This window comes from Pseudomonas sp. LBUM1658, assembly GCF_059716055.1.
Genome location: NZ_CP166798.1, coordinates 938,592 through 954,871 on the forward strand (window position 1 = coordinate 938,592; position 16,280 = coordinate 954,871).

General features: G+C 57.7%; 14 protein-coding genes and 2 tRNA genes. 15 read left to right on the forward strand and 1 reads right to left on the reverse strand.

The window, feature by feature from the left end; translation table 11 throughout:
• The first annotated feature begins 38 nt into the window (after window positions 1-38).
• Genes carB through ACA064_RS04325 form a run of 3 tightly spaced genes read left to right on the forward strand, consistent with a single transcriptional unit; the run spans window position 39 to window position 4,166 of the window.
• The gene (gene carB, locus ACA064_RS04315; protein WP_497672271.1) at window positions 39-3,260 is read left to right on the forward strand and encodes a carbamoyl-phosphate synthase large subunit; all 3,222 of its coding nucleotides are present in this window, start codon (window positions 39-41) and stop codon (window positions 3,258-3,260) included.
• Entirely contained in the window at window positions 3,257-3,733 is a 477-nt protein-coding gene (gene greA, locus ACA064_RS04320; protein ID WP_497672272.1) for a transcription elongation factor GreA, read from the forward strand. The genes carB and greA overlap by 4 nt, the downstream gene beginning before the upstream one ends.
• A gap of 28 nt (window positions 3,734-3,761) precedes the next feature.
• A complete protein-coding gene (locus ACA064_RS04325; RefSeq protein ID WP_497674168.1) occupies window positions 3,762-4,166 on the forward strand; it encodes an MFS transporter in 405 nt (134 codons plus the stop codon).
• 8 nt (window positions 4,167-4,174) lie between these two features.
• Here ACA064_RS04325 and ACA064_RS04330 read toward each other — a convergent pair whose 3' ends face one another.
• On the reverse strand, window positions 4,175-4,483 hold the full coding sequence (locus ACA064_RS04330; RefSeq protein WP_150641015.1) for a YhbY family RNA-binding protein: 309 nt from the start codon (window positions 4,481-4,483) through the stop codon (window positions 4,175-4,177).
• A 105-nt stretch (window positions 4,484-4,588) separates the two neighbouring features.
• Here ACA064_RS04330 and rlmE point away from each other — a divergent pair, with 105 nt between their 5' ends.
• The 12 genes from rlmE (at window position 4,589) to rbfA (ending at window position 16,277) form a co-directional block, all read left to right on the forward strand.
• Window positions 4,589-5,221, forward strand: coding sequence for a 23S rRNA (uridine(2552)-2'-O)-methyltransferase RlmE (rlmE, locus tag ACA064_RS04335; protein ID WP_003177853.1), 633 nt, complete (start codon window positions 4,589-4,591; stop codon window positions 5,219-5,221).
• A 200-nt stretch (window positions 5,222-5,421) separates the two neighbouring features.
• Window positions 5,422-7,329, forward strand: a complete 1,908-nt coding sequence (ftsH, locus tag ACA064_RS04340) for an ATP-dependent zinc metalloprotease FtsH (protein ID WP_497672273.1) — start codon at window positions 5,422-5,424, stop codon at window positions 7,327-7,329.
• 8 nt (window positions 7,330-7,337) lie between these two features.
• Window positions 7,338-8,189 carry a dihydropteroate synthase gene (gene folP / locus ACA064_RS04345; protein WP_497672274.1) on the forward strand — a complete coding sequence of 284 codons (852 nt, stop codon included), beginning with the start codon at window positions 7,338-7,340 and terminating at the stop codon, window positions 8,187-8,189.
• 16 nt (window positions 8,190-8,205) lie between these two features.
• The gene (glmM, locus tag ACA064_RS04350) at window positions 8,206-9,546 is read left to right on the forward strand and encodes a phosphoglucosamine mutase (protein WP_497672275.1); all 1,341 of its coding nucleotides are present in this window, start codon (window positions 8,206-8,208) and stop codon (window positions 9,544-9,546) included.
• A gap of 66 nt (window positions 9,547-9,612) precedes the next feature.
• Window positions 9,613-10,368 (forward strand): triose-phosphate isomerase, encoded by a 756-nt coding sequence (gene tpiA / locus ACA064_RS04355; RefSeq protein ID WP_497672276.1) that lies wholly within the window; start codon window positions 9,613-9,615, stop codon window positions 10,366-10,368.
• A 4-nt stretch (window positions 10,369-10,372) separates the two neighbouring features.
• On the forward strand, window positions 10,373-10,756 hold the full coding sequence (gene secG / locus ACA064_RS04360; protein WP_150641020.1) for a preprotein translocase subunit SecG: 384 nt from the start codon (window positions 10,373-10,375) through the stop codon (window positions 10,754-10,756).
• Window positions 10,757-10,784: 28 nt separating this feature from the next.
• Window positions 10,785-10,870 (forward strand) — tRNA-Leu (locus ACA064_RS04365).
• Window positions 10,871-10,965: 95 nt separating this feature from the next.
• Window positions 10,966-11,042 (forward strand) — tRNA-Met (locus ACA064_RS04370).
• A gap of 142 nt (window positions 11,043-11,184) precedes the next feature.
• On the forward strand, window positions 11,185-11,643 hold the full coding sequence (rimP, locus tag ACA064_RS04375) for a ribosome maturation factor RimP (protein ID WP_497672277.1): 459 nt from the start codon (window positions 11,185-11,187) through the stop codon (window positions 11,641-11,643).
• A gap of 47 nt (window positions 11,644-11,690) precedes the next feature.
• Window positions 11,691-13,172: a transcription termination factor NusA gene (gene nusA, locus ACA064_RS04380; RefSeq protein ID WP_497672278.1), complete on the forward strand. Its 1,482-nt coding sequence runs from the start codon at window positions 11,691-11,693 to the stop codon at window positions 13,170-13,172.
• A gap of 27 nt (window positions 13,173-13,199) precedes the next feature.
• The gene (gene infB / locus ACA064_RS04385; protein ID WP_497672279.1) at window positions 13,200-15,716 is read left to right on the forward strand and encodes a translation initiation factor IF-2; all 2,517 of its coding nucleotides are present in this window, start codon (window positions 13,200-13,202) and stop codon (window positions 15,714-15,716) included.
• A gap of 159 nt (window positions 15,717-15,875) precedes the next feature.
• Window positions 15,876-16,277: a 30S ribosome-binding factor RbfA gene (gene rbfA, locus ACA064_RS04390; RefSeq protein ID WP_007942872.1), complete on the forward strand. Its 402-nt coding sequence runs from the start codon at window positions 15,876-15,878 to the stop codon at window positions 16,275-16,277.
• Window positions 16,278-16,280 lie beyond the last annotated feature (3 nt).

Consider the following 16,280-nt stretch of genomic DNA (forward strand, 5'->3'; position numbering starts at 1 on the left):
GGGATTGCCGTCGGACCTGCGGATTTGAGTGACAACTAATGCCAAAACGTACAGATATAAAAAGCATCCTGATTCTCGGCGCTGGCCCGATCGTTATCGGCCAGGCCTGTGAATTCGACTACTCCGGCGCCCAGGCCTGCAAAGCCCTGCGCGAAGAGGGTTACCGCGTCATCCTGGTGAACTCCAATCCGGCGACCATCATGACCGATCCGGACATGGCCGACGCCACCTACATCGAGCCGATCAAGTGGCAGACCGTTGCCAAGATCATCGAAAAGGAACGTCCTGACGCGCTGCTGCCGACCATGGGCGGCCAGACCGCTCTGAACTGCGCCCTGGACCTGGAGCGCGAAGGCGTTCTGGAGAAGTTCGGCGTGGAAATGATCGGCGCCAACGCCGACACCATCGACAAGGCTGAAGACCGTTCGCGTTTCGACAAGGCAATGAAGTCCATCGGTCTGGACTGCCCGCGTTCGGGTATCGCCCACAGCATGGAAGAGGCCAACGTGGTGCTCGAGAAGCTTGGCTTCCCGTGCATCATCCGTCCGTCCTTCACCATGGGCGGCACCGGTGGCGGTATCGCTTACAACCGCGAAGAATTCGAAGAAATCTGCGCCCGTGGTCTGGACCTGTCGCCGACCAAAGAGCTGCTGATCGACGAATCGCTGATCGGCTGGAAAGAGTACGAGATGGAGGTTGTCCGCGATAAGAAGGACAACTGCATCATCGTCTGCTCCATCGAAAACTTTGATCCGATGGGCGTGCACACCGGTGACTCGATCACTGTTGCGCCGGCACAGACCCTGACCGACAAGGAATACCAGATCATGCGTAACGCCTCCCTGGCGGTACTGCGTGAGATCGGCGTGGAAACCGGCGGTTCGAACGTGCAGTTCGGTATTTGCCCGGACACCGGTCGCATGGTTGTGATCGAGATGAACCCGCGGGTATCCCGTTCCTCGGCACTGGCCTCCAAGGCCACCGGCTTCCCGATTGCCCGGGTCGCGGCGAAGCTGGCGATCGGCTACACCCTCGACGAACTGCAGAACGAAATCACCGGCGGCAAGACCCCGGCGTCCTTCGAGCCGTCCATCGACTACGTCGTGACCAAGCTGCCACGTTTCGCCTTCGAGAAATTCCCCAAGGCCGACGCGCGCCTGACCACGCAAATGAAGTCGGTCGGTGAAGTCATGGCCATCGGCCGGACCTTCCAGGAATCCTTGCAGAAAGCCCTGCGCGGCCTGGAAGTGGGCGTTTCCGGTCTCGATCCGAAACTCGACCTGAGCAACCCGGAAAGCATGGGCGTGCTCAAGCGCGAATTGACCGTGCCGGGCGCCGAGCGTATCTGGTACGTCGCGGATGCCTTCCGTGCCGGCATGACCGTCGAAGACATCTTCGGCATGAACATGATCGACCCTTGGTTCCTGGTGCAGATCGAAGATCTGGTCAAGGAAGAAGAGCGGATCAAGACCCTCGGTCTGGCCACTATCGACCGTGACGTGATGTACCGCCTCAAGCGCAAAGGCTTCTCCGATGCGCGTCTGGCCAAGTTGCTGGGCGTGACCGAGAAGGCCCTGCGTCGCCATCGTCACAAGCTTGAGGTCTATCCGGTCTACAAGCGTGTCGACACCTGCGCCGCCGAGTTCGCGACCGATACCGCCTACATGTATTCGACCTACGAGGAAGAGTGCGAGGCCAACCCGTCGACCCGTGACAAGATCATGATCCTGGGTGGCGGTCCGAACCGCATCGGCCAGGGCATCGAGTTCGACTACTGCTGTGTTCACGCGGCACTGGCGCTGCGCGAAGACGGGTACGAGACCATCATGGTCAATTGCAATCCGGAAACCGTATCCACCGACTACGACACCTCCGATCGCCTGTACTTCGAGCCAGTAACCCTGGAAGACGTGCTGGAAATCGTCCGCGTCGAGAAGCCCAAAGGTGTGATCGTTCAGTACGGCGGTCAGACTCCGCTGAAACTGGCTCGCGCCCTGGAAGAAGCCGGTGTGCCGATCATCGGTACCAGCCCTGACGCCATCGACCGCGCCGAAGACCGTGAGCGCTTCCAGCAAATGGTCGAGCGCCTGAACCTGCGTCAGCCGCCGAACGCTACCGTTCGCAGCGAAGACGAAGCCATTCGCGCCGCCGGCAAGATCGGTTACCCGCTGGTGGTGCGTCCGTCCTACGTACTGGGCGGTCGGGCGATGGAAATCGTCTACGAAGAAGAAGAACTCAAGCGTTACCTGCGCGACGCGGTGAAAGTGTCCAACGACAGCCCGGTGCTGCTGGATCACTTCCTCAACTGCGCCATTGAAATGGATGTCGACGCAGTCTGCGACGGCACCGACGTAGTGATCGGCGCGATCATGCAGCACATCGAACAGGCAGGCGTGCACTCCGGTGACTCCGCTTGCTCGCTGCCACCGTACTCGTTGCCTGCGCACATCCAGGACGAAATGCGCGAGCAGGTCAAGAAAATGGCCCTGGAACTCGGTGTGGTCGGTTTGATGAACGTGCAGTTGGCGCTGCAAGGCGAAGATATCTACGTCATCGAAGTCAACCCGCGCGCTTCGCGTACCGTGCCGTTCGTCTCCAAGTGCATCGGTGTTTCCCTGGCAATGATCGCGGCTCGCGTCATGGCCGGTAAAACCCTGAAGGAAATCGGCTTCACCAAGGAAATCATTCCTAACTTCTACAGTGTGAAAGAGGCGGTGTTCCCATTCGCCAAATTCCCTGGCGTTGACCCGATCCTCGGCCCTGAGATGAAGTCCACCGGTGAAGTGATGGGCGTCGGCGATACCTTCGGCGAAGCCTTTGCCAAGGCCCAGATGGGTGCCAGCGAAGTGCTGCCGACCGGTGGTACCGCGTTCATTAGCGTGCGTGACGATGACAAGCCGCTGGTTGCAGGTGTGGCCCGTGATCTGATCAACTTGGGTTTCCAGGTGGTCGCCACGGCCGGTACTGCCAAGGTGATTGAAGCCGCTGGCCTGAAAGTGCGTCGTGTGAACAAGGTGACCGAAGGTCGTCCGCACGTGGTCGACATGATCAAGAATGACGAAGTCACGCTGATCATCAACACCACTGAAGGGCGTCAATCGATCGCTGATTCGTACTCCATTCGTCGTAATGCCTTGCAGCACAAGATTTACTGCACCACTACCATTGCTGCTGGCGAAGCCATCTGCGAAGCGCTCAAGTTCGGTCCCGAGAAGACCGTGCGTCGCTTGCAGGATTTACACGCAGGATTGAAGGCATGATCAAATACCCAATGACCGTCAAGGGCGCAAAAGCCCTGGAAGAAGAACACGCTCATCTGACCAAGGTCGTCCGTCCGAAGCTTAGCCAGGACATCGGTACGGCCCGCGAGTTGGGTGACCTGAAAGAAAACGCCGAATACCACGCTGCTCGCGAGCAGCAGGGCATGGTCGAGGCGCGGATCCGTGATATCGAAGGCCGCATGCAGAACGCGGTGATCATCGATGTCACGACCATTCCTCATACCGGCAAAGTGATTTTCGGCACCACCGTCGAAATCGCCAACGTCGAAACCGATGAAAGCGTGACCTATCACATCGTTGGTGAAGACGAGGCTGACTTCAAAAAGGGCAAGATTTCGGTCGGCTCGCCTCTGGCTCGCGCCTTGATTGCCAAGGAAGAGGGTGATGTGGTGGCAGTTAAAACGCCTGGCGGCGTTATCGAGTATGAGATTGTCGAAGTTCGTCACATTTGAAGTGGGGCGCCCGCTGCGTGCGGGCGCCATGCTCTGGCAGCTGACCCAGATGTTGTGGGTTGGCGGCGTGTGGCTGCTGCACATTGGTCTGCTGCCGGTGCTGGGTCAAATTGGCCTGGCGCCGCTGTTGATCGATGAAATTGGCAATCTGCTGAGTGCGCTGCTGGCAGGCTTTGCAGCGGTGTGCGTGATTCTGCAGGTTCTGGTGCTGATACGGGCCCTGGGCCTGTCGAGTCTTTGGCGGGATATTCGCGGGCAACTGCTGCTGATGGCGCTGTATGGGTGTGGGATGTATTTCGCCGTGCGCATCGGCTTGCCGCAAGCGCATCGCTGGCAGTTGTTCAGTTATCTGGTTTTGGGGTTTTCCGGTCTTGTGCTGGTGTTGCAACCAGTGCCGGGATGGAGCGGCAGGGTGCGCGAAGCACACCCTTGACCCTGAGATCACTTGTTGCGATGGACGTTCGACAGCAGCTTGTTGACGCTGAAGTTCTTGCGGTAAATCAATGCCATTTTGCCGATGACTTGCACCAGATCCGCCTTGCCGACCTTGCACAATTCGGCAACGGCACCGAGGCGCGATTCGCGTTCGAGGATGTTGAGCTTGATTTTAATCAGCTCGTGATCGCTCAATGCGCGTTCCAGTTCGGCTAACACACCTTCAGTCAAACCGTTATCAGCCACAGTCAATACTGGTTTCAGATGGTGGCCAATGGATTTGTACTGTTTCTTCTGCTCTTGAGTGAGCGGCATAATCTGACCCCTGTGTCTGATCTTGTAAAAAGCGGCGGCCAGTTTACCCGAGCGAGTCCGGGACCGCCCAGTTAATCACGACCCGTTTTATTTTTGAGGTGGCCCGTGGCCCGTTCCAAGACAAGTCTTAAATGGCTGCAAGAGCATTTCAACGACCCATTCGTGAAAATGGCGCAAAAAGACGGGTATCGCTCCCGTGCCAGCTACAAGTTGTTGGAAATCCAGGAACGGGATCGTTTGATCCGTCCGGGAATGAGCGTGATCGACCTTGGCGCGGCCCCAGGTGGCTGGTCCCAGGTGACCAGTCGTCTGATTGGTGGGCAAGGTACGTTGATCGCTTCCGACATTCTGGAAATGGATAGCATCCCTGACGTGACCTTTATTCAGGGCGACTTCACAGAAGATGCCGTGCTGGCGCAGATTCTCGAAGCTGTCGGAAAAAATGAGGTAGACCTTGTGATTTCCGATATGGCCCCCAATATGAGTGGATTGGCGTCTGTAGATATGCCGCGATCGATGTTCCTGTGCGAGTTAGCACTTGACCTTGCGACTCGGGTGTTGAAGCCAGGTGGTGATTTTTTGATCAAGGTCTTCCAGGGTGAAGGCTTCGATGAATACCACAAGAGCGTTCGCAAGCAGTTCGAGAAGGTCACGACGCGCAAGCCGAAATCGTCGCGCGATCGCTCCCGTGAGCAGTACTTGCTGGGCCGTGGTTTCCGCGGGCGTAGTGAGGAATAAGAGGTTTTTCGACCGGGGCGATAGGTTTTTCGTATTTCGCCCCGTGAGCAATAGCGAATATTGTGTAGAAAGTGTTTCACAAAGGGTTACAGACAGCGCCTGCCAGAGCTGTAGGTAATGTAGTAAGTTAGGCCGGTGAATATCATGCGAAGCGCGCGCCAACAGCGGAGCTTGCTTCAGAGGGTAGTTAATTGAACGATATGGCAAAGAATCTGATCCTGTGGTTGATCATCGCGGCGGTCCTGGTGACGGTGATGAACAACTTCTCCAGCCCTAACGAGCCACAGACCCTCAACTATTCCGACTTCATCCAGCAAGTGAAGGATGGCAAGGTCGAGCGCGTAGCCGTAGACGGCTATGTGATTACCGGCAAGCGCGCCGATGGCGAAAGCTTCAAGACCATTCGTCCGGCGATTCAGGACAATGGCCTGATCGGCGACCTGGTGGAAAACAATGTGGCGGTCGAAGGCAAGCTGCCTGAGCAGCAAAGCATCTGGACCCAGCTCCTGGTCGCAAGCTTCCCGATCCTGGTGATCATCGCTGTGTTCATGTTCTTCATGCGCCAGATGCAGGGCGGTGCGGGCGGCAAGGGCGGGCCGATGAGCTTTGGCAAGAGCAAGGCGCGCCTGCTGTCCGAAGACCAGGTGAAAACCACCCTGGGCGACGTTGCCGGCTGTGATGAAGCCAAGGAAGAAGTGGGCGAACTGGTCGAGTTTCTGCGCGATCCGGGCAAGTTCCAGCGCCTGGGCGGTCGCATTCCACGCGGCGTGCTGATGGTCGGCCCTCCAGGTACCGGTAAAACCTTGCTGGCCAAGGCTATCGCCGGCGAAGCCAAAGTGCCGTTCTTCACCATTTCCGGTTCCGATTTCGTCGAGATGTTCGTCGGTGTCGGTGCGAGCCGTGTTCGCGATATGTTCGAGCAGGCCAAGAAACACGCACCCTGCATCATTTTCATCGATGAAATCGATGCCGTCGGTCGTCACCGTGGCGCCGGCATGGGCGGTGGTCACGATGAGCGCGAGCAGACTCTCAACCAGTTGCTGGTAGAGATGGATGGTTTCGAGATGAATGACGGCATCATCGTCATCGCCGCAACCAACCGTCCTGACGTGCTCGATCCGGCATTGCTGCGTCCAGGCCGTTTCGACCGTCAGGTTGTTGTAGGTCTGCCGGACATTCGTGGCCGCGAACAGATTCTGAAAGTGCACATGCGTAAAGTGCCAATGGGCGATGACGTCGCTCCGGCGGTCATCGCACGTGGTACTCCGGGCTTCTCCGGTGCCGACCTGGCCAACCTGGTGAACGAAGCCTCGCTGTTTGCTGCTCGTACGGGCAAACGCGTGGTCGAGATGAAAGAGTTCGAACTGGCCAAGGACAAGATCATGATGGGCGCAGAGCGCAAATCCATGGTCATGTCCGAGAAAGAGAAGCAGAACACCGCCTACCACGAAGCGGGTCACGCTATCGTCGGACGCGTTGTGCCTGAGCATGACCCGGTCTACAAGGTCTCGATCATCCCTCGCGGTCGCGCGCTGGGTGTCACCATGTTCCTGCCGGAAGAAGATCGCTACAGCCTGTCCAAGCGTGCGTTGATCAGCCAGATCTGCTCGCTGTACGGCGGCCGTATCGCTGAAGAGATGACCCTGGGCTTCGACGGTGTCACCACGGGTGCCTCCAACGACATCATGCGCGCCAGCCAGATTGCGCGGAACATGGTGACTAAATGGGGCCTGTCGGAAAAGCTCGGTCCGCTGATGTACGCCGAAGAGGAAGGGGAAATGTTCCTGGGTCGCGGCGGCAGCCAGCACGCCAGTTTCTCGGGCGAGACCGCGAAACTGATCGATTCCGAGGTGCGCGGCATCATTGACCAGTGCTATGGCACGGCCAAGCAGATCCTTACCGATAACCGCGACAAGCTCGACGCCATGGCGGATGCCTTGATGAAGTACGAGACCATTGATGCCGAGCAGATCGACGACATCATGGCAGGTCGGACTCCACGCGAGCCTCGCGACTGGTCGGGCGGTACCGGTAACTCCGGAACACCTCCGGTGGTGCAGGGCGAACGTCCGGAAACCCCAATCGGCGGTCCAGCTGCTGACGTCTAAGGTTTGAAATGACTTTTGTGCAGTCCTCGACCCGGTTGCCTTGCGGCAACCGGGTTCTTGATTTGGCCCACACGCATGTGATGGGTATTCTTAATGTCACTCCTGATTCCTTCTCCGATGGTGGCCGTTTCAGCCAGCTCGATGCGGCCTTGCGCCATGCCGAAGCAATGGTTGCAGCGGGTGCTACGCTGATCGATGTCGGTGGTGAATCGACCCGGCCTGGCGCGCGGGTGGTTTCCCCAACCGAAGAGCTCGAGCGCGTAGCGCCCATTGTCGAGCGGATCCATCGTGAACTGGATGTGATCATCTCGGTCGATACCTCGACGCCCGCGGTCATGCGTGAAACTGCGCGACTGGGTGCGGGTTTGATCAATGATGTGCGCGCATTGCGCCGTGATGGAGCGCTTGATGCGGCGGCGGCCACGGGCCTTGCGGTGTGTTTGATGCATATGCTCGGCGAGCCGGGGGATATGCAGGACGATCCGCAGTACCAGGACGTGACCCGCGAGGTGGGCACGTTCCTGGCCGAGCGCATGGCTCAGTGTGAGTCGGTGGGAATCCCGGCCGAGCGGATCATTCTCGATCCAGGCTTCGGTTTTGCGAAAAACCTGCAGCACAATTTGAGTCTGTTCAAGCATATGGAAGCTCTGCATGCTCTGGGCCGACCTCTTTTGGTCGGGGTTTCGCGCAAGAGCATGATAGGCATGGCGTTGAATCGTCCTGTCGGAGAGCGACTGCATGGCGGTCTGGCTCTCGCGGCGCTGGCCATGGTCAAGGGCGCGCGGATCCTGCGCGTGCACGACGTGGCCGAAACAGTAGATGTGGTACGGATGATCGCAGCGGTAGAATCAGCCGAATAAGAATGAAGGAGCACTTATGACTAAAAAATATTTTGGCACTGACGGCATTCGTGGTCGGGTCGGCGAGTTTCCTATTACTCCGGATTTCATGCTCAAGCTCGGTTGGGCTGCGGGCATGGCTTTTCGCAGTAGCAAGGGCGCCTGTAAGGTGTTGGTGGGCAAGGACACGCGGATCTCCGGCTACATGTTCGAGTCTGCCCTGGAGGCCGGCTTGTCCGCTGCCGGAGCTGATGTAATGCTGCTGGGGCCGATGCCGACACCGGCTATCGCCTACCTGACCCGTACCTTCCAGGGCGAGGCCGGTATCGTGATCAGTGCTTCGCACAACCCGCATGATGACAATGGCATCAAATTCTTTTCCGGGCAGGGTACCAAGCTGCCGGACGACATCGAATTGATGATCGAAGAGTTGCTCGATGCGCCGATGACGGTGGTCGAGTCGAGCAAGATCGGCAAGGTTTCGCGGATCAACGATGCGTCGGGTCGGTATATCGAATTCTGTAAAAGCAGTGTGCCGACCGGTACCAGCTTTTCCGGTCTGAAGATTGTTCTCGACTGTGCCCACGGTGCGACCTACAAGGTGGCGCCAAGCGTTTTTCGCGAGTTGGGTGCCCAAGTTACCGTGCTGTCCGCTCAACCCAATGGTTTGAACATCAATGACAACTGTGGTTCGACTCATATGAGTCAACTGCAGGCGGCCGTAATCGCCGAGCATGCCGATCTGGGTATCGCCTTCGATGGTGATGGCGATCGGGTGTTGATGGTCGATCACACGGGCGCGATAGTCGATGGCGATGAATTGTTGTTCATCATTGCCCGCGATCTGCATGAGCGTAACAAGTTGCAGGGCGGTGTAGTCGGGACTCTGATGAGCAATCTGGGGTTGGAACTGGCTCTGGCTGACCTGGGTATTCCATTCGTCCGTGCCAATGTCGGTGACCGCTATGTGATTGCCGAGCTGCTGGAGCGCAACTGGCAGGTCGGTGGTGAGAACTCCGGCCATATCGTCTGCTTCCAGCACACCACCACCGGTGACGCGATCATTGCGGCCCTGCAGGTGTTGATGGCCTTGAAGAGCCGTGACGAGAGCCTTGCGCAGTCCCGTCAGGCGTTGCGCAAGTGTCCTCAGGTGTTGGTCAATGTGCGTTTTTCGGGCGGCGTGAATCCGGTCGAACACGCGCAGGTAAAAGAAGCTTGTGACCGTGTTACCACGCAGATGGCTGGGCGTGGACGGGTGCTGTTGCGCAAATCCGGCACCGAGCCATTGGTTCGTGTGATGGTAGAAGGTGATGACGAAACCCAGGTTCGCGGTTATGCCGATGAGTTGGCAAAACTGGTTGCTGAAGTTTCTGCCTGATTTCGGCTTGCCAGTGTTGATGCGGTTGGGTAACATCTGCGCCCACTTTGACCGACGAGGTACAGCATGCGTCGCCCTATGGTAGCTGGTAACTGGAAGATGCACGGTACCCGCGCCAGCGTCGCTGAGCTGATCAATGGCCTTAGTCATCTGGCCTTGCCAAGCGGTGTTGATGTTGCGGTATTCCCGCCTTGCTTGTTCATCAATCAAGTGATTGATGGCTTGAAAGGCAAGTCGATTTCGGTCGGCGCGCAGAATTCTGCGATAGAAGCCAAGCAAGGTGCTTTGACTGGCGAGATTGCGCCAAGTCAGTTGGTGGATGCAGGCTGTTCCCTGGTGCTGATTGGGCATTCCGAACGTCGCCTGATCTTGGGTGAGCAGGGCGATGTGCTCAATCGCAAGTTTGCGGCAGCCCAGGCATGTGGTCTGGTTCCGGTGTTGTGTATAGGGGAAACCCTCGAACAGCGCGAAGCCGGAAAGACGCTGGAAGTTGTCGGGCGTCAGCTGAGTAGTATCATTGAAGAGTTGGGTATCGATGCGCTTGCGAAGGCAGTCATCGCTTACGAGCCGGTCTGGGCCATTGGTACCGGACTGACTGCTTCACCGCAACAGGCGCAGGATGTGCACGCAGCCATCCGTGCGCAGTTGGCGGCAGCAAATTCTGAAGTCGCACAAGGTGTGCGGCTTCTATACGGCGGCAGCGTGAAGGCGGCCAATGCGGTCGAACTGTTCGGCATGCCGGATATCGATGGGGGGCTCATTGGTGGAGCTTCCCTGAATGCAGATGAGTTCGGTGCGATCTGTCGCGCCGCGGGAAACTGAAAAAATGCTGGAAACAGTCGTAGTCGTTTTTCATCTGCTGGGTGCATTGGGCGTAATTGCTCTGGTTTTGCTGCAGCAGGGTAAAGGTGCGGACGCTGGCGCGTCTTTCGGAGCAGGTGCTTCAAATACTGTGTTCGGAAGCCAAGGTTCCTCTACCTTTCTTAGTAAGTTTACTGGTATACTTGCCGCAGGTTTCTTCATAACCAGCTTAGGGTTAGGTTACTTTGCTAAAGAGAAAGCTCATGAGCTGACTCAAGTAGGTTTGCCAAATCCAGCAGTGTTGGAAGTTCCAGTACAAAAACCGGCTTCTGATGATGTCCCGGTGCTTCAAGAGCAAAAGTCGGCACCTAATGCGACTGACGTACCTCCAGCTCAAGAGCAAAAGTAAGAAGGGTTTCAGGTAGTATTGCAGTATTGCCGAGGTGGTGGAATTGGTAGACACGCAACCTTGAGGTGGTTGTGCCCATAGGGTGTAGGGGTTCGAGTCCCCTTCTCGGTACCAATTATCAGGAGAGCCCGCTGTTGCGGGCTTTCTTGTAGGTGGAGGTTCGATTGACCCTGCAAGGGATCGGTCGTATACTTCCGCCCCAGCTTTGTCGCGGGGTGGAGCAGTCTGGTAGCTCGTCGGGCTCATAACCCGAAGGTCGTCGGTTCAAATCCGGCCCCCGCAACCAGTTTTAGCGGAGCCCCTTTTCAGGGGCTTTTTGTTAGCTGGACACTTTATAACGGCGTTATTCGACGGCGTTTCAGGGATGGGCGCTTCGCCCATTTTTTTTTATTTATACAGCATGCACAAACATGCACGAGGGGGTTCAGGTGTCGAGCAAGCTAGAACAGTTGCAGGCCTTGCTGGCCCCGGTGGTCGTGGCCCTTGGCTATGAATGCTGGGGTATTGAGTTTTCAGCTCAAGGTCGCCACTCACTGCTACGCGTTTATATCGATAAAGAAGGCGGTGTTCTGGTGGATGACTGCGCCATCGTCAGCCGTCAGATCAGCGGTGTTCTGGATGTTGAAGATCCGATCGCCGTTGAGTACACCCTTGAAGTTTCCTCGCCAGGCATGGAACGCCCACTGTTCACTCTTGAGCAGTTTGCACAATTTGCCGGTGGACAAGTGAAGATCAAGCTGCGCTCGCCTTTCGAAGGTCGACGCAATTTTCAAGGCCTTCTGCGCGGCGTAGAAGAACAGGATGTTGTGGTGCTGGTTGAAGATCATGAGTTCCTGTTGCCGATCGATATGATCGACAAGGCCAACATTATTCCCAGTTTTGACTGAGACGCGGATCCCGCGGATCCAATGGCTTGCGAAAGGCGAGGCGTACGATGAGCAAAGAAGTACTGCTGGTTGTTGAGTCGGTATCCAATGAAAAGGGCGTACCGGCGAACGTTATTTTTGAAGCGCTGGAGCTGGCTCTGGCCACTGCTACCAAAAAACGTTTCGAAGACGAAGTTGACCTGCGTGTGGAAATTAACCGCCACACCGGTGCCTATGAAACTTTCCGTCGCTGGGCGGTAGTCGAAGAAGCAGATCTGGACGATCCGGCTGTCGAGATGTGGGTCGAGCAGGCTCAGGAAGCCCAGCCTGGCGCTAAAGCTGGCGACATCGTTGAAGTAAAAATCGACTCGATCGAGTTTGGCCGCATCGCTGCACAGACTGCCAAGCAAGTCATCGTGCAGAAAGTCCGCGAAGCCGAGCGTGCTCAAGTCGTTGATGCCTATCGCGAGCGCCTGGGAGAAATCATCTCCGGCACCGTGAAAAAAGTGACTCGGGACAACGTGATCGTCGATCTGGGCAACAACGCTGAAGCGTTGCTGGCTCGTGAAGACATCATCTCCCGCGAGACTTTCCGGGTGGGCGTGCGTCTTCGTGCGCTGCTCAAGGAAATCCGCACCGAGAACCGCGGCCCGCAGCTGATCCTGTCGCGTACCGCGCCGGAAATGCTGATCGAGTTGTTCCGCATCGAAGTGCCGGAAATCGCCGAAGGCCTGATCGAAGTAATGGCAGCAGCCCGTGATCCGGGTTCGCGCGCCAAGATCGCGGTCCGCTCCAAAGACAAACGCATCGACCCGCAAGGCGCTTGCATCGGTATGCGCGGTTCGCGCGTCCAGGCAGTGTCGGGTGAGTTGGGCGGTGAGCGTGTGGACATCGTCCTGTGGGACGATAACCCTGCGCAGTTCGTGATCAACGCCATGTCCCCGGCGGAAGTTGCGGCAATTATCGTTGACGAGGATGCCCATGCAATGGACATCGCCGTTGGCGCAGACAATCTGGCTCAGGCCATCGGTCGCGGTGGTCAGAACGTGCGTCTGGCTAGCCAGTTGACTGGCTGGACCCTGAACGTGATGACCGAATCGGACATCCAGGCTAAGCAGCAAGCAGAAACCGGCGACATCCTGCGCAACTTCATCGACGAGCTGGAAGTCGACGAAGATCTGGCGCAGGTACTGGTTGATGAAGGCTTTACCAGCCTGGAAGAGATTGCCTACGTACCGCTGGAAGAAATGCTCAACATCGATGGCTTTGACGAAGACACCGTCAACGAGCTTCGCGCTCGGGCCAAGGATCGTTTGTTGACCAAAGCCATCGCTACTGAGGAAAAGCTGGCAGACGCCCATCCGGCCGAAGACCTGCTCTCGCTTGAGGGTATGGACAAGGATTTGGCGATGGAACTGGCGGTGCGCGGCGTAATTACCCGCGAAGACCTGGCCGAGCAGTCTATTGACGACCTGCTCGACATCGACGGCATTGACGATGATCGTGCCGGCAAGTTGATCATGGCCGCCCGAGCCCATTGGTTCGAGTAATTAGGCGCGGCCTGAGGAGAGAAATGCATGACGCAAGTCACGGTGAAACAACTGGCCGATGAGGTCAAAACACCGGTAGAGCGCCTGTTGCAGCAGATGCGTGAGGCAGGTCTGCCGCACACCGCCGCCGAGCAAGGCGTGTCCGATAATGAGAAGCAGGCTCTGCTGACTCATTTGAAGAGCAGTCACAAGGCGAAAGTGGAAGAACCGCGCAAGATCACTCTGCAGCGCAAAACCACCAGCACCCTGCGTGTTGCCGGTAGCAAAAGTATCAGCGTTGAAGTGCGCAAGAAGAAAGTCTTCGTACAGCGCAGCCCGGAAGAAATCGAAGCCGAGCGCAAACGCGAACTGGATGAACGTCGCGCAGTAGAAAATGCTGCTCGTCAGAAGGCTGAAGAAGAAGCCAAGCGTCGCGCCGAAGAAGAAGCGCGTCGCCAGCCTGCTACTGCGCAATCGTCCGCAAATGACGCTGTTGTAGCGCCTGTTGCTGTCGCCGCACCTGTGCATGAGGCCGCTCCTGTAGTGGCTGCTGCACCGGCTGCCGACACTCGCAAGCGTGATGAGCAACGTCGCCCGGACAAACCACGCAGTGACGACAGCAGTCGTCGCGGCGATGGCGAGCGCAAGAGCAATGCTCCGCATCGTGCCACCGTTAAAGAGAAGGCTCCGGCTCCACGCGTTGCCCCTCGTACTACCGACGAAGAAAGCGATAGCTTCCGTCGTGGTGGTCGCGGCAAGGCCAAGCTGAAGAAACGTAACGCCCACGGTTTCCAGAGCCCGACCGGCCCAGTGGTTCGTGACGTGCAGATCGGCGAGACCATCACTGTGGGCGACTTGGCCGCGCAGATGTCGGTCAAGGCTGCTGAAGTCATCAAGTTCATGTTCAAGATGGGCACTCCGGCGACCATCAACCAGGTGCTCGATCAGGAAACTGCTCAGCTGGTAGCTGAAGAACTGGGCCACAAAGTGACCCTGGTCAGCGACACCGCCCTGGAAGATTCCCTGGCAGAATCGTTGAAGTTCGAAGGTGAAGCGTTCTCCCGTGCACCGGTCGTGACCGTAATGGGCCACGTCGACCATGGTAAAACCTCGCTGCTCGACTACATCCGTCGTGCCAAGGTAGCTGCTGGCGAAGCCGGTGGTATCACCCAGCACATCGGTGCTTACCACGTTGAAACCGAACGCGGCATGGTCACCTTCCTCGACACCCCGGGTCACGCCGCGTTTACCGCAATGCGTGCTCGTGGTGCCAAGGCGACCGACATCGTGATCCTGGTAGTTGCGGCGGACGACGGCGTAATGCCGCAGACCATCGAAGCTGTTCAGCATGCCAAGGCCGCCGGTGTTCCGCTGGTCGTTGCAGTGAACAAAATCGACAAGCCGGGTGCCGATCTCGATCGCATTCGTAGCGAACTGTCTGTCCACGGTGTTACGTCCGAAGAATGGGGTGGTGATACTCCGTTCGTGTCAGTCTCCGCGAAAATGGGTACTGGCGTTGACGACCTGCTGGAAGCAGTCCTGCTGCAAGCCGAGGTTCTCGAACTGAAAGCAACCCCGTCCGCTCCTGGTCGTGGCGTTGTGGTTGAATCGCGTCTCGACAAAGGTCGTGGCCCGGTGGCAACCGTTCTGGTTTCCGACGGTACGCTGCGTCAAGGCGACATGGTCCTGGTCGGTTCGAACTTCGGCCGTATCCGGGCGATGCTTGACGAAAACGGCAAGCCGATCAAGGAAGCCGGTCCATCGATCCCGGTCGAGATTCTCGGCCTGGACGGTACGCCGGAAGCTGGCGACGAACTGAGCGTAATGACTGACGAGAAGAAGGCGCGCGAAGTTGCCCTGTTCCGTCAAGGCAAGTTCCGCGAAGTCAAACTGGCTCGTGCTCACGCTGGCAAGCTGGAAAACATCTTCGAGAACATGGGTCAGGAAGAGAAGAAGACGCTTAATATCGTCCTCAAATCCGACGTCCGTGGCTCGCTGGAAGCTCTGCAGGGCGCCCTCGGCGGCCTGGGTAACGACGAAGTGCAAGTGCGCGTAGTCGGTGGCGGTGTCGGTGGTATCACCGAGAGCGACGCCAACCTGGCACTGGCCTCCAATGCGGTACTGTTCGGCTTCAACGTGCGTGCCGATGCTGGCGCTCGCAAGATCGTCGAGCAGGAAGGTCTGGATATGCGTTACTACAACGTGATCTACGACATCATCGAAGACGTCAAGAAAGCCCTTACCGGCATGCTTGGCAGCGACGTCCGGGAGAACATCCTGGGTATTGCTGAAGTCCGCGACGTGTTCCGTTCGCCGAAGTTTGGTGCGATCGCCGGCTGTATGGTTCTGGAAGGTGTGGTTCACCGCAACCGTCCGATCCGTGTACTGCGCGAAGACATCGTTATTTTCGAAGGCGAACTCGAGTCCCTGCGCCGCTTCAAGGACGATATGTCCGAAGTGCGTGCCGGCATGGAATGCGGTATCGGCGTCAAGAGCTACAACGACGTCAAGCCGGGTGACAAGATCGAAGTCTTCGAGAAGGTCCAGGTTGCTCGCAGCCTCTAAGTCGCGAGCTCCAAGAGCCATGGTGGGTCATAGCGTGCAAATGCGCTGCGCTCACTCGGGACTCTAAACGCAACGCCCGGTCCGGCTTCTGCCTGGCCGGGCGTTTGCCGCTTTCAGACCACACGGGTTTCACCGTGGGTCAGTGACAGGTAACGATACATGGCAAAAGAATATAGCCGTACCCAACGTATCGGCGATCAGATGCAGCGCGAGCTGGCACAACTGATCCGTCGTGAAGTCAAAGACCCGCGCGTCGGTCTGGTCACCATTACCGCTGTTGAAGTCAGCCGTGACGTCGGTCACGCCAAGATCTTCATTACCGTGATGGGCCAGGACAACGCCGAAGATATCGCCCAGAGCATCAAGGTGCTCAACTCGGCCGCCGGCTTCCTGCGTATGCAGCTGGCTCGCGAGATGAAGCTGCGCAGCGTTCCACAGCTGCACTTCCACTACGACGAAAGCGTCGTGCGTGGTGCCCATCTGTCGGCGTTGATCGAACGCGCCGTGGCTGAGGACAACCAGCACCCGGTCGCGGCTGAACCAGAAGACGCCAAGGAGTAATCG

Excerpts from the sequence above, each read along its gene's own strand:
- carB (WP_497672271.1), top strand. The coding sequence starts at position 39 with ATGCCAAAACGTACAGATATAAAAAGCATCCTGATTCTCGGCGCTGGC.
- greA (WP_497672272.1), top strand. The coding sequence starts at position 3,257 with ATGATCAAATACCCAATGACCGTCAAGGGCGCAAAAGCCCTGGAAGAA.
- ACA064_RS04325 (WP_497674168.1), top strand. The coding sequence starts at position 3,762 with ATGCTCTGGCAGCTGACCCAGATGTTGTGGGTTGGCGGCGTGTGGCTG.
- ACA064_RS04330 (WP_150641015.1), bottom strand. The coding sequence starts at position 4,483 with ATGCCGCTCACTCAAGAGCAGAAGAAACAGTACAAATCCATTGGCCAC.
- ftsH (WP_497672273.1), top strand. The coding sequence starts at position 5,422 with ATGGCAAAGAATCTGATCCTGTGGTTGATCATCGCGGCGGTCCTGGTG.
- folP (WP_497672274.1), top strand. The coding sequence starts at position 7,338 with ATGACTTTTGTGCAGTCCTCGACCCGGTTGCCTTGCGGCAACCGGGTT.
- glmM (WP_497672275.1), top strand. The coding sequence starts at position 8,206 with ATGACTAAAAAATATTTTGGCACTGACGGCATTCGTGGTCGGGTCGGC.
- tpiA (WP_497672276.1), top strand. The coding sequence starts at position 9,613 with ATGCGTCGCCCTATGGTAGCTGGTAACTGGAAGATGCACGGTACCCGC.
- secG (WP_150641020.1), top strand. The coding sequence starts at position 10,373 with ATGCTGGAAACAGTCGTAGTCGTTTTTCATCTGCTGGGTGCATTGGGC.
- nusA (WP_497672278.1), top strand. The coding sequence starts at position 11,691 with ATGAGCAAAGAAGTACTGCTGGTTGTTGAGTCGGTATCCAATGAAAAG.
- infB (WP_497672279.1), top strand. The coding sequence starts at position 13,200 with ATGACGCAAGTCACGGTGAAACAACTGGCCGATGAGGTCAAAACACCG.
- rbfA (WP_007942872.1), top strand. The coding sequence starts at position 15,876 with ATGGCAAAAGAATATAGCCGTACCCAACGTATCGGCGATCAGATGCAG.